Origin of the sequence: Streptosporangium sp. NPDC048047 (assembly GCF_040653115.1) — a bacterium.
In the GTDB taxonomy this organism is placed as follows: domain Bacteria; phylum Actinomycetota; class Actinomycetes; order Streptosporangiales; family Streptosporangiaceae; genus Streptosporangium.
This window is the reverse complement of the sequence record NZ_JBEZNH010000013.1, coordinates 14,276-27,012: the sequence shown is the minus strand read 5'-3', so window position 1 is coordinate 27,012 and position 12,737 is coordinate 14,276. Positions and strand designations below refer to the sequence as shown.

Sequence of the window (12,737 nt, the reverse complement as noted above, 5' to 3'; positions counted from 1 at the left end):
GCCGTGAGACTCACCGGCCGCCGAGGGGACACCTCGGCGGCCGGTGACTCGGTAGGGGCAGAAGCGGGTCAGTGGCGGTCGAACTCGCCGGCCTTGGCGCCGTTGAGGAAGGCGTCCCACTCGGCGGGGGTGAAGAACAGCTTGGGGCCGTCGGGGTCCTTGGAGTCACGTACGGCGATCAGGTCGGGGTGCCCGTCCTTGTGACCGGTGCCGTCGCCGACGCTCGTCAACTCCGCCACTTCAACGCAATTGCCGCCATTGTCTCCGGAGAAGCTTGACTTGACCCACCTGGCGTTGCTCAGGTCCATTTCTCGACTACCGCCTTCTTGATGAGATCGATAGACATGTTGATCGGCAGCGCCTCGCTACGGATGGCGTCGAAACGCTCCAGGGCCACGGCGACGTCCTCGGGGTCGTTCGTGGTGATACCGCGCACGGCCGTCTCGGCATACAGTACGTCGCGCCCCGTCTCCAGGGTGGCGATTGCGAAGCCGCCCATCAAGCCCGAGTGCATGCCGTTCGGAATCACCTGAACGCTGAGGCGCTCGCCGGTCATCGACACGAGACGCTCCAACTGCTCTCGCATCACCTCCGGCCCACCGACCGGGCGGTAGAGCATCGCCTCGTCGATCACACACCGGAAGGACGGCGGACGCGGGCTCTGCCGAGCAAGGATGGTCTGCCGGTCCATGCGGGCCTCCACCGCCGCTTCGTTTCCGCGCAGCAGCACGCGGGCGTACGCCTCCGTCTGGAGCAGGCCGGGGAATACCAGTGGCTCATAGGTCCGGAGGGCGATCGCTTCCTGTTCCTTCTCGCGCCAGGGGCCGAACCAGGAGGGAAAGGTCTGGCCCTTCCGCCAGTCGAGGAGGCGGTGCAGGGCCCCACCCGTGTTGAGGACCTTGTCGCAGGTTTCGGCGAAGTCCGGGCTGGCGGGGAGCTGACCGGTCTCTACGCCGCTGATCAGCGACTCGCTGAAGTGGATCTTCTGGGCTAGCTGCCCCTGAGTGAGGCCCGCTCCCTTGCGGTAGTGACGAAGCTCCCGGCCCCAGATCGCCTGGGGGGTGTAGATGTTGGCCATTTCGCCCTCCTTGCCCGACTTCAAGGACAGCGCCGACAACCCAGCGCTCACCTTCCGCAACCGATCGAACACCCAAGGTAACTGAAATTCGGCGTGCTGAACATATTCACTCCGAGAAAGGCGAGGTGTTCAGAGCGGACCATCAGGGCATGCGGAAATTGTCGGACTTCAACGCACGCCAAAACCTGTATTTTTTCAGTTCAGCGAGAGGGGGTGCGAGAGCGGCAAGCGCCCATTGGTTCGCGACTAGGCCGCCCAACCTCCAGCTCACCGAATCAGGCCGAGCCTCACAGCCCATAAAAGTTGCTTCCCAATTGAATAAAGTACAGCTACGCCGGTCACCTCATGTTGTCGCCATATCAATTTGCCCGGTGACCGCCGCCACAATCAATGCCTGCTGCCTTTCTGAAATTAAGAGGATCTGATTCTTTAGAACTTTCATCGTTCGCTCATATCGACCGAATTCCACATCGATGCGCCGCGCAATTTCTTCTTGCTCTTGCCGCGGAGGGCAAGGGACGAGAAGATCAAGAAGGGCTCCAATGTTCACCCTAGCAAAAATGCTACCAATCTGAAGCGCCTCTAGCTGACTTTGCGCCATAAAATTCAGCACGTAATAAAGGTAAAGCTGACTCTCGGATTTGCTAGTTATCCTGCAGACGTCTTGCCCCATAGTAAACGGCTCATCCGTATCTACGTAAGAGGCGATTCCAACAGATGCGTTTCTGCTATAAATAATGTCTCCGCGCCGCGGCCTTCGCGGCCCATCGGCCAAATCTCTAAAGTCATCCCCATCTACGAAACGATGAGCTCGACTCAAGTCAAGCCTTCCGACCGTCACATCACCGGGACTCACCACAGGGTAACCATGGTCTACGTAGTCAGGGGTTCGATGCTTACAGTCAACTATCGACCATCTCCGCTTTAATGGAAGAACTCCCCAATGAATTGGGACACTAGGAACCCAGGGGCTACCGGTTTTGCGCCTGGTTGCCGACGAACTTTCACCCGCCACTAAAGATCTTATAAAAGCTGAACGTCGTTCCGATATTAAATTAACTTGACGTTCACGGAGCTCTTTCAAAGAATGCAAATATGCGATTTTAGCATCTAGATACTGGACGATACGCCGCTGCTCATCAGTTGGAGGCAGAGGAAGCCTCAGTTGCTCAATATCCGGCATATAGATCGTTTTATGCGTTGACCCTGCCGCCACCCGGCGAAGGTCAGGCGCCATCGCCCTCAGAGCATGCAGCAGATAACGCGGCTCGATCTTCGGGCCGCAGGTCCAGGTGGCGAAATCTTGGCTGGTCGCCATGTCCTGTCCCATGATCGCTGAGAAGCCGACCGACGCCGTGCGGGAGAGGATGACCGTCCCCGCCGGATGGAGAACCGCCGCCGAGTTGGCGAGGCCAAGGCGGCTGATCTTCTCCTTGGTCTCCACGACCGTGTCGCGCGTTCCGTCCCGGAGTTGCCAGACGTCGGCCAGAGTGATCCAGGGGATGGTGCAGTCTTCCCAGTACTCCGAGTGCTGGCGACTCGGCGTGTGGCCCGTGCCCAGCTTGGCGACGTACCTGATCGGTACAGTAGGCCACTTCGACTGTGCGAGCCACGGGGCCAGATCAGCGCCGCTCATCGAGTCACCTCACCCAAGAGCTTCTGAATCTCCGCCTCCAGCGCCCGAAGCTCCGCGTCGATCTCCTCCAGCGGCCGAGGCGGCGTGTACACGTAGAAGTGCCGGGTGAACGGGATCTCGAACCCCAGCTTCGTCTTCGTATGATCCACCCACGCGTCTGGCACGTGCGGCAGCACCTCGCGGCGCAGGTACTCCTCGATCTCCGCCTCCCGCTCCGCCGGGGTGGAGTTCATCGAGGTCAGCGGCACGTTCTCGTTGTCCCGCAGGTCCGGGTCGGGCAGCGGGTTGTTCTTCCGGTCGGTCTGGAGCTGGCCCTCGGGGTCGCCGGCCGCGACCTCGGCCCAGACGGCCTTCTCCACCGGGGCGGGGAGCTTGCTCAGGCCGTGCTCGGCGAGGGCGGCGTCCAGTTTGCCGGCGAACTCCAGTTTGGTGCCGCACGCCGTACCGGACAGGGAGCGCAGGGCGGCGAGCAGCGCGTCGCTGTGGTCGAACCTGGCGACGGCCTTGGCCTCGGCGACCGCGTCGGCGGTCGCGTCGGTGACCTCGAAGCGCTGGCGGAGCGGGCGTTCGACGGTGACGCGCTGGTAGCCGAAGGCGTGGCGCGGGAAGACCTTCACCTTGGCGTGGTGCTCGTGGTCGGCGTCGGCCGCGACGGCGAGGGCGTCCTTGTAGATCGCGGTCAGCTCGTCGATCCGCTCGTCGGGGATCACCTTGCGCTTGTCGCCGAGGGACTTGCGCATCTTCGTCCAGCACTCCCGGGCGTCCAGCAGGATCACCTTGTCCTTCAGGGCGGGGGCCTTGCGGTTGGACAGGATCCAGAAGTAGGTGGAGATGCCGGTGTTGTAGAAGAGCTGGTCGGGCAGGGCGACGATGGCCTCCAGCCAGTCGTTCTCCAGTATCCAGCGGCGGATCTCCGACTCCCCCGAGCCGGCCGCGCCGGTGAACAGCGGGGAGCCGTTGAAGACGATCGCGATGCGGGAGCCGCCCTGCTCGACCGGCTTCATGTGGGAGATCATGTGCTGGAGGAAGAGGAACGAGCCGTCGTTGATCCGGGGCGTCCCCGCGCCGAACCGGCCGGCCCAGCCGAGGTCGCGGGCCTCGTCCTCGACCTGCCTCTGCACCTTCTTCCACTCCACGCCGAACGGCGGGTTGGCCATGAGGTAGTCGAACCTCTTGTCGGCGTGGCCGCGGTGGGTGAAGGAGTTGCCGAGGATGATCTGGGAGGGGTCCTGGCCCTTGAGCATCATGTCGGAGCGGCAGATGGCCCACGATTCGGGGTTGAGCTCCTGGCCGTGGACCTTCACCGTGGCGTGCGCGTTGTAGCGGGTGATGTGCTCCTCGGCGGCCGACAGGATGCCGCCGGTGCCGCAGGCCGGGTCGTAGATCGTGCGGACGATGCCCGGCGTCATGATGTCCGCGTCGTCGGGGGCCATGAGGAGGTTGACCATCAGCTTGATGACCTCACGGGGGGTGAAGTGCTCTCCCGCGGTCTCGTTGGAGATCTCGGAGAACCTCCGGATGAGCTCCTCGAAGATGTAGCCCATCTGATGGTTGTCGACGACGTCCGGGTGCAGGTCGATCTCGGCGAACTTCGCGGTCACGAGGTAGAGCAGCCCGGCCTCGTCGAGGCGGGTGATCTGCTCGTCGAAGCGGTACCTGTCCAGCACCTCGGCGGCGCCGCCGGAGAACCCGCCGATGTAGGAGCGGAGGTTCCGCGCGACGTTCTCGGCGTCACCGATGAACCTGCCGAAGTCGAGAGGGCTGCGGTTGTAGAAGCTCGCCCCGGCCACGTCGCGCAGCATCCGGTCCACGGCCTGCTCCGGCAGGCCCCGGTCCTTCAGTTCCCCGGCCCTGGCCAGGACTGCCTGCTTGGTGGGGGCGAGCACGCAGTCGATGCGGCGCAGCAGGGTGAAGGGCAGGATGACCTTGCCGTACTCCGACTGGCGGTAGTCGCCGCGCAGCAGGTCGGCGACCGACCAGATGAAGTCCGCGTACCTCTGGTGGTTACCGCTCACGGCTCTCCTTCTTCACGTCGTGCGGGGGGCGGACGGGTCGTCATCGACGGGCGGGCGGAGGCCGCCGTGGGTGAGCCCGTCGGCGGTCAGCCGGATCAGATTCTCTCCCACTTCGGCCGCCTCCCGCAGCGCGGCGGCGAAGGACGTCAGCCGCCGGAACGCCTCGCCGTACGCGCGCTGTTCCTCGATGGGCAGCAGCGGCACCTCGGCGCGGCGGACGTCCACGCGGATGCCGGTGCTGGACGCCGGGCCGTAGTGGCGGAGGTTGGCCGGGCCGCTCAGGAAGCCGGCCAGGAAGTCGGGGTCCAGCGTCTCGGGGTCGGTCCGCAGCAGGTGTAAATGAGTGCCGAGTACGGCGCCGCCCCGGGTGAGGACCCGGGCGACGGGGACGCGGACGATCTGGGGCACCGCGACGTCGCCCGGCCGGGTCAGGATCTCCCGCCGCACCGCGTGAGCGGGGGTGCGGCCGGAGGGCGGCCGGTCCAGCACGACATCCTCGGCGGTCAATACGGCGGAGCCGTCGGTGACCTCGGTCTCCTCGCCGGGGCGGACAGGCGCCTGCTGGTGCAGGGTGAGCATGCCGCGCCGCAGGAGTTCCGACAGCGGCATGAGCGGCAGGTCGCGCGGTTCGGTCCGAACGGCGGGGGCCAGTTCGGCGACGGTGCGCAGCAGGTCGGCGAGGCGGTCACGGGTGCCGGTGACCCGTTCGGGCGCCAGGTTCGCGGCGGCGGTGGACAGGTGGCGGGCCGGGGTCAGGTCGATCTCGTCGTCCAGCAGGTCGATGACCGGCACCGTACGGCTCACCCCGGGTTCGTCCAGCTCCTTCCCGGCGTCGAACCGCCGCCAGGCCGCGACGGCCGTCTCGGCGTAGTCCTCAGGCCGTCCCGAGGTGTCGGCCATCAGGACGTGGCGGGGGGTGCGGGGTTCGGCGGGTCTGCGCAGCACCCACAGGTTCAGGGCGACCGCGACGTTGGGCACGGCTCCGGCGGGCAGTCCGATGACAGCGCGCAGCGCACCGCGGCGCAGCAGCTGGCCGCGGATGCGGCGGCCGGACCTGCGGTTGCCCACGGCCGGCGGCATCAGCAGTACGGCGACGCCGTCCGGGCGCAGGTGGGCCAAGGCGTGCTGGACCCAGGCGAGCTCGGACTCCATCCGGGGCGGCAGGCCGTACTCCCAGCGCGGGTCGGAGGTCAGCTCCTCGTAGCCCCAGGCGCGGTCGTTGAACGGCGGGTTGCACACCACCGCGTCGGCGGTCTCGCCGGGGAATGCGTCGGCGCGCAGGGAGTCTCCGGTGCGGACGTCGGTGTCGTCGCCGCGCAGGGCGAGCCGTACGGCGGTGAGCCGGGCGACGGCCGGGTCGGATTCCTGACCCATGACCCGGACGGCGGGTGAGCGGTCCAGCATCGCGAGGAGGTGGTCACCGGCGCCGCAGGCCGGATCGAGGACGCTGCGGACCCGTCGGCCCGGCGTCCCCGGGCCGGAGGCGCCGCGGACCCGCGAACCGGCCGATTCCTCCGGACCGGGCGAACCACCGTCCTGCGGACCGGCCGGTTCCGATCCGCTGTCACCGCGGGCCCGCGGACCCGCCGGTTCCTCCGCGCCGAGCCCGGCCAGCTCCAGGGTGAGCTCGATGATCTCGCGCGGGGTGAGGTGGAGCCGCCGGGAGTGGGTCTCGAAGTAGCGTTCGCGCAGGAACTCGAAGGCGTCGGATGCGCCGCGCTCCACGCCGAGCCGGGCGACGGCGCGGATCAGCGGAACCCGGTCCGGGGACAGGGCGGCGGGGAAGGACGGTGTGACCTCGCCCGCCCTCGCGAGGAGGGAGGGCATCACCTCGCGGACCCTCGGGGGGAGGCCGACGGCGAGCGCCGCGTCGTCACCGGACGCGAGCTCCGCCCAGTCCTGGGCGCGGCGGTGCGTGTAGACGAGGAACGCGCCGAGGTCGGCGATCAGGTCGGCGAGGTCGTCGTCATCGGCGACGGCCCGCAGGTCCTGCCAGAGCCACTCGTCGGGCGGCAGTTCCCGGTCATGGCCGGAGGAGCCGGGCGAGCCGGGTGAGAGCAGCCAGGCGCGGACCTCTGCCAGGGAGAAGGCGGGGCTGGTGGCCGTACCGCCGACGGGTTGCGGGAAGTCGGCGAACCGGCGCCGCCAGTTGCTCACCGCCGCCCGGCCCACCCCGGCCAGCCGCGCGATGTCGGCAGCGGTCACCTGGACGTCTCGCCGCATGTCGGCCGCCTCCCGGGGTCTTTCCGAACGTGAACCAAACCCTAACGCTGGACGTCTCTTCCCGGCAATGTCGCGGAAATCGTTTGTTGATTGAATCAACACGTGCTCTACTAGGTGGCGTCGGTCACACCACGCTACTGGGCGAGGCGACGTGGCCGGCTGTACCCCGTATGCGTTCATCCCCCTGAGGAGCCCCATGTTCAAGCGTGTTCTGGCCGCGCTCGTCCTGGCCGCCGCGACCCTCACCACCGGCGCCGTGAGTGTCGACACCGCCCACGCCGACACCGCCTACCGGGGCGAGGGCGACGAGGTCGTCCGCGTCCGCCTCACCAAGACCCCCGGCCTGCTGCAGTTCCGGCACGACGGCGAGGCCAACTTCATCGTCTTCACCGTCACCGCGGCCGGGAAGAAGCAGGAGCTGCTGGTCAACGAGATCGGCCCCTACAACGGCACCGTCATGTACAACACCTATGGCGGCAAGGGGACGGCGGCACTGGAGATCAAGGCCGACGGCGCGTGGAGCGCGGTCTTCAAGCCGCTGAGCAAGGCCCGCTGCTGGTGCTCCGGAACCGTCCGCGGCACCGGCGACCAGGTGCTCAAGCTCTCCCCCACCCGCGGACTGCGGACCGTCCGCTCGACCTTCAACGGCGAGGGCAACTTCATCGTCCACAGCTACACCCGCCCCGGCTCCTACGGCGACCTGCTGTTCAACCAGATCGGCTCCTACCGGGGCAAGGCCCTGCTGCCGTCGGGCACCCGCCTGGTCACCGTCCACGCCGACGGCTCGTGGGTCCTCACCCGCAACTGACCCGTTCCACCCCTGCTCACACGCTTGTGGAACGAGCCAACGATTTCACCATTCGCACCACTTTTCTCCTTCCTGCGCGTCATCATCGGTGGTCCGCGTACGTCTCTCCCGTGACATGCGCCCCACTCCCCAGGGACGTGCGACTTCCCCAGAGAAGGACCAGCGTGAAACTTCTCCATGCCGCCGATCTGCACATCGACAGCCCGCTGCGCGGGTTGTCGGCCTACGAGGGCGCCCCGGCGGGAAAACTGCGGACCGCCTCCAGGCACGCCCTGGAAAACCTCGTCGACCTGGCCGTTTCCGAGCCGGTGGACGCCGTGCTGCTGGCCGGCGACGTCTATGACGGCGCCTGGCCCGACTACCAGACCGGCCTGTTCTTCGCCACGCAGATGTCCCGCCTCGGCCGCGAGGGCATCCCGGTCTACATGGTTTACGGCAACCACGACGCGCAGAACCGGATGACCAGGAGGCTGCGGCTGCCGTCCAACGTCCACCTCCTCGACACCAGCGGGCCGCAGACCGTCCTCGACGAGGCGCGCGGCCTGGCCGTGCACGGCCAGGGCTTCGCTCAGGCCGCCGTCACCGACAACCTCTCCCTCGCCTATCCCGCCCCGCGGGCCGACCTGTTCAACGTGGGACTGCTGCACACCGCGCTGACCGGGCGGGAGGGGCACGACCGCTACGCGCCCTGCTCGGTGGGCGACCTCACGGCCAAGGGCTACGACTACTGGGCGCTGGGCCACGTGCACCACCGCGAAGTCGTCTCGGAAGACCCGTGGATCGTCTTCCCCGGCAACATCCAGGGCAGGCACGCCCGGGAGACCGGCCCCAAGGGCTGCACGCTGGTCACCGTCGAGGACCTGCGGGTCGTCTCCGTCGTGCACCACGACCTGGACGTCGCCCGCTGGGAGCACCTGAGGATCGACGTCTCCGGGGCCGCCGACGTCGACTCGGCCATCGACCTGGTGATCCGCGGGCTCCGCGAGGTCCCCGGCGACCGGCTGCACGCGGTACGGGTCAGCGTCACCGGCCCCAGCCCCGCGCACCTGTCCCTGTGGCGGGAGCGTCCCCGGTTCCTCAACGAGGTACGGCTGGCCGCCACCGACCAGGGCGAGCTGTGGGTGGAGAAGGTGCGGATCGAGACCCGGCCGCCGGACGCCCCGGACGAAGGAGCCGCCGGGATCATCCCCGACCTGCGGCGCACCGCAGACGCGCTGCGCGCCGACGGGGACGCGCTGCGGAAGCTGGTCGAGACGAGCCCGCTCTACCCGCTGCTGCCGGCGGACGTCTTCGACCGGGACGGCACCCACCTCGGCGACCCACGGTGGCTGCTGCGGATCGCCGACGACGCCTTCGAACTGCTGGAATCCATGGTCACGGAAGGGCGGAGCCACCGATGAGGATCGACCGGCTGGACCTGGTGGCGTTCGGACCCTTCACCGGGATGTCCCTCGACCTGTCGGCTCCGGGCGTCCACCTGGTGACCGGGCCGAACGAGGCGGGCAAGTCGACCGCCCTGCACGCCCTCGACCAGCTCCTGTACGGCATTGACGTGCGCTCGCCGTACGACTTCGTGCACGCCAAGGGGGCGCTGCGGCTCGGCGCGCTGATCAGGAAGAGCGACGGCGGGACCCTGGAGTTCGTCAGGTCCAAGGCCCGCAACACACCGCTGCTCGGCCCGGACGGCTCGGCGGTGGGCCAGGCGGAGCTGGACGCCGCCCTCGGCGGCGTCGACCGGACCACCTTCCGTTCGGTGTTCGCCCTGACCAGCGCGGAGCTCCGCCGGGGCGGTGAGGAGCTGGTGCACGGCGGCGGGGACTTCCGGCAGGCGCTGACCGCCTCACGCTCCGGGCTCCGGCTCTCCGAGACCCTGAGAGCCATCGACGAGCGCATGGCGGAGCTGTACAAGCAGCAGGGCCGGCGTCCGGTGATCAACATGCGGATCGCCGAGCTGCGCCGCGCCCTGGAGCGGCAGCGCGCGGCGCTCCTCCGGCCCGAGGAGTACACCCGGCGGGAACGTGAGGTCGCCGAGGCCGAGGAGGCTCTCGCCCGGCTGGCCGGTGAGCTGAAGGAGGCGAGGAGGGAGGAGTCCCGCCTGGAACGGCTGAGCCAGGCCCTCCCCGCCCTGGACCGGCGCCGCATCCTGCTCTCCCGGATCGAGGAGGTCCGGGGGGAGGGCGTCCTCGCGCCGCAGGAGGCCGCCGACCGTCTCCCCGGACTGCTGGAAGAGCTGGGGAACGCGCGGAGAACCCTGGACGACGCCCGGCGCCGCCTCGCCTCGACGACGGACGAGATGAGCCGGCTGGTCGTCGACGAGGACCTGCTGGCCGTCGAGGGCACGATCGAATCCCTCTTCCAGGACCACCGGGACGCCCGGAGCGCGGCCCGGCGGCTGGCGAAGTCGGCCGGAGACGCCGCCGAGGCGCGGCGGACGGCGGAGGCGCTGCTGCGCCAGGTGCACCCCGACGCGCGCTTCGAAGACGCCGCCCGGTACGACGTGCCCCGGTCGGTGCGCAAGCGCGCCCAGGAACTGCACGACCGGCACACGGAGCTGGAGACCGCCCTTGCCCGGGACCGGCGCGCGGCGGGCAGGCTGCGGCGGAAGCTGGAGGAGGCGGAGAAGGAGCTCAGCGGGCTTCCGGCCGCCGAGGAGACCGGGCCGCTACGGGCCGTCCTCGCCGCGATCCCCGATGATCTGCTCAGCCGTATGGTGGCCGACGACGAGGATGAGCGGCGGCTCCGCGGCGCCGTCGAGCAGGGGCTACGCGACCTGAAGCTAGGGGCGCGTCCCGAGGCGGAGGCGGGAGGCGTCACCGTGCCCTCCGAGGCGGAGATCGGCGCGCACGCCGAGGCGCTCGACGAGCTCAAGAGGGATCGGCGTGACCTGGCGAGACGCACGAAGGAGCTGGCCAGGCGGCTCGACGCCGACCGCCTGGAGCTGGCGGGACTGCTGAACGTCGACCCTCCGCCCACCGGGGACGACCTCGCCGCCGCCCGGTCGGACCGTGACGCCCTCTGGCGGGAGATCCGCGACGGGCGCCGGGAGCGGGTGGAAGAGTTCACGCCGGCCGTCGCCAGAGCCGACCACCTCGCCGACCGGCTGCGCCAGGAGGCGGACCGGGTCGCCAAGCGCTACCGGCTCGAACTCCAGATCGGTGAGGGAGAGCGCGAGCTGGCCGAGTGCGCCGGGGAAGAGTCGGAACTCGATCGCCGCGCCGAAAAACTGACGGGTGAATGGGCCCGGCTGTGGGAGGACTTCGCCGGTCCCCGGCCCGCCAGTCCCAAGGCGGCCCCCGCTGTACTCCGGGCCGCCGAACGGCTCCGGGAGGACGCCGACCGGCTCGCAGCTGTGCGCGCCGGGCTCGCCTCCCGCCGGGAGCAGGCTTCCCAGCACATCGCGCGGCTTCGCGAGGTGCTGCGGGTCACGGGAGAGGCGTCTTCACTCGGTGCCGACAACGCCCTCGCGGAGCTGCCCGAGCTGCGGGAGCTCGCCGAGACCAGCCTGAGCCGGCAGGAGAGGGCTGCGCGGGAACACGCCGCCCTGGCCGACCGGGTCACCACCGCTCGCGACGAGCTGGCGGAAGCCGAGGCGCAGGTCGCCCAGGGCGAACACGAGCTGGACGTCTGGCGCGCCGACTGGGACGGGTTGCTAGCCCGTGCCGGACTGGCCGCCGGGCTGGAGACCGCGGAGGCCGTCACCCGCCTGGAGTCGCTCGAACAGGTGTCCGCCGCGGTCCGCTCGGCCGCCAGGAGCGACAGGGAGATGGAACAGGACACCGCCGTGGTCGAACGGTTCCACGCCTCCCTGGAGAGGGTCGCCCGTGAGTGCGGCAGGCGGCTCCCCGATGCCGAGGCCGAAAGGTACGGGTTCGTGGCGGACCTGCACCGGGAGGCGCAGGAGAACCGTTCGGCCGCCGACCGGCGCGCCCACCTCCAGGCCGGGCACGCCACGCTGGAGGCCGACGTCGATCACCACCTGCGCACCACCGCGGACCTGGACGCGGAACTCGCGGCCCTCGTCGGGAAGGCGGGGGTGGCCGACGCCGAAGCGCTGGGCGAGGCCGTACGGCGCCGCCGCCGGCACACCGAGCTGGCCGCCACCCTCGCCGAGGTGACCGCGACGCTCCCCGTCAAAGAGGACGCTCTGCGCGCTCTGGAGAGGGAGGCGTCTGACACCGACCCCGGTCATCTCCACGCGGACCTGGAAGATCTCGCGGACCGGATCGGGGATCTGGACCGGGAGCGGGCCGAGCATTCGGCGCTTCTCGGTGAGAGGAGGAGCCTGCTCGCGCAGCTCGACGGGTCGGCTGAGGCGGCCCAGGCCGCGGAGGACGCCGAGACGGCCGCTGCGGCGTTGGTCGAGGAGAGCGAGGAGTATCTCCGGTTGCGGGTGGCCAGGGAGATCGTCACCTCGTGCATGGAGAAGTATCGGCAGGAGCAGCAGGATCCGATCCTGACCAGGGCGAGCGCGCTTTTCCGGCGGCTGACCCTGGGCGGCTACGCCGGGCTGGAGCTGGACGAGGACAGGGACTCCCCCGTGGTGCTGGCTCGGCGCGGCGACCGGCCCCTCCAGGTCGAGCAGCTCAGCGAGGGCACCAGGGACCAGCTCTACCTGGCGCTGCGGCTGGCGTCGCTGGAGCGGTACGCCGAGGAGGGGCACACGCTTCCCTTCGTCGTGGACGACATCTTCATGACCTTCGACGACCAGCGCACCCGGGCGACCCTGCGCGTGCTGGAGGAGATGGCCGACCGCTTCCAGATGATCGTCTTCACCCATCACGACCACCTGGCGGAACTGGCGCGGGCGGAGCTTCCTGAGGGACGGCTGCACCTCCATCCGCTGCCACGGTTCAGGCCGTTCGTGTAGCCGGGTCCGTCCCCGGGCCCGCAGCAGGGCGCGGGGACGGACGCCCGCCCGCAAGGGCAGGCAACGGAAACCGCACCGGAACGCTATTTCTGTCAGATTGACAAAAAGCT

The 12,737-nt window shown here is 69.1% G+C and carries 8 protein-coding genes; 3 read left to right on the top strand and 5 right to left on the bottom strand.

Going from position 1 to position 12,737, the window contains the following annotated elements; genetic code table 11:
* Positions 1-68: 68 nt before the first annotated feature.
* The 5 genes from AB0D67_RS14090 to AB0D67_RS14070 all read right to left on the bottom strand — a co-directional run bounded on the left by AB0D67_RS14090 (position 69) and on the right by AB0D67_RS14070 (position 6,952).
* Positions 69-308, bottom strand: a complete 240-nt coding sequence (locus AB0D67_RS14090; RefSeq protein ID WP_362933935.1) for a DUF397 domain-containing protein — start codon at positions 306-308, stop codon at positions 69-71.
* Complete coding sequence (locus AB0D67_RS14085; RefSeq protein WP_362933932.1) at positions 299-1,078, bottom strand: helix-turn-helix transcriptional regulator; 780 nt, start codon at positions 1,076-1,078, stop codon at positions 299-301. The genes AB0D67_RS14090 and AB0D67_RS14085 overlap by 10 nt, the downstream gene beginning before the upstream one ends.
* 343 nt (positions 1,079-1,421) lie before the next feature.
* A complete protein-coding gene (locus AB0D67_RS14080) occupies positions 1,422-2,714 on the bottom strand; it encodes a restriction endonuclease subunit S (protein WP_362933929.1) in 1,293 nt (430 codons plus the stop codon).
* Positions 2,711-4,729, bottom strand: a complete 2,019-nt coding sequence (locus AB0D67_RS14075) for a class I SAM-dependent DNA methyltransferase (RefSeq protein WP_362933926.1) — start codon at positions 4,727-4,729, stop codon at positions 2,711-2,713. Before AB0D67_RS14075 ends, AB0D67_RS14080 begins: the two co-directional genes overlap by 4 nt.
* 12 nt (positions 4,730-4,741) lie before the next feature.
* On the bottom strand, positions 4,742-6,952 hold the full coding sequence (locus AB0D67_RS14070) for an N-6 DNA methylase (RefSeq protein WP_362933923.1): 2,211 nt from the start codon (positions 6,950-6,952) through the stop codon (positions 4,742-4,744).
* Positions 6,953-7,148: 196 nt separating this feature from the next.
* Here AB0D67_RS14070 and AB0D67_RS14065 point away from each other — a divergent pair, with 196 nt between their 5' ends.
* The 3 genes from AB0D67_RS14065 to AB0D67_RS14055 all read left to right on the top strand — a co-directional run bounded on the left by AB0D67_RS14065 (position 7,149) and on the right by AB0D67_RS14055 (position 12,627).
* Positions 7,149-7,760 carry a hypothetical protein gene (locus AB0D67_RS14065; RefSeq protein ID WP_362933920.1) on the top strand — a complete coding sequence of 204 codons (612 nt, stop codon included), beginning with the start codon at positions 7,149-7,151 and terminating at the stop codon, positions 7,758-7,760.
* 164 nt (positions 7,761-7,924) lie between these two features.
* Entirely contained in the window at positions 7,925-9,160 is a 1,236-nt protein-coding gene (locus tag AB0D67_RS14060; protein WP_362933917.1) for a DNA repair exonuclease, read from the top strand.
* Complete coding sequence (locus tag AB0D67_RS14055; protein ID WP_362933914.1) at positions 9,157-12,627, top strand: AAA family ATPase; 3,471 nt, start codon at positions 9,157-9,159, stop codon at positions 12,625-12,627. The genes AB0D67_RS14060 and AB0D67_RS14055 overlap by 4 nt, the downstream gene beginning before the upstream one ends.
* Positions 12,628-12,737 lie beyond the last annotated feature (110 nt).

Excerpts from the sequence above, each read along its gene's own strand:
- AB0D67_RS14090 (WP_362933935.1), bottom strand. The coding sequence starts at position 308 with ATGGACCTGAGCAACGCCAGGTGGGTCAAGTCAAGCTTCTCCGGAGAC.
- AB0D67_RS14085 (WP_362933932.1), bottom strand. The coding sequence starts at position 1,078 with ATGGCCAACATCTACACCCCCCAGGCGATCTGGGGCCGGGAGCTTCGT.
- AB0D67_RS14080 (WP_362933929.1), bottom strand. The coding sequence starts at position 2,714 with ATGAGCGGCGCTGATCTGGCCCCGTGGCTCGCACAGTCGAAGTGGCCT.
- AB0D67_RS14070 (WP_362933923.1), bottom strand. The coding sequence starts at position 6,952 with ATGCGGCGAGACGTCCAGGTGACCGCTGCCGACATCGCGCGGCTGGCC.
- AB0D67_RS14065 (WP_362933920.1), top strand. The coding sequence starts at position 7,149 with ATGTTCAAGCGTGTTCTGGCCGCGCTCGTCCTGGCCGCCGCGACCCTC.
- AB0D67_RS14055 (WP_362933914.1), top strand. The coding sequence starts at position 9,157 with ATGAGGATCGACCGGCTGGACCTGGTGGCGTTCGGACCCTTCACCGGG.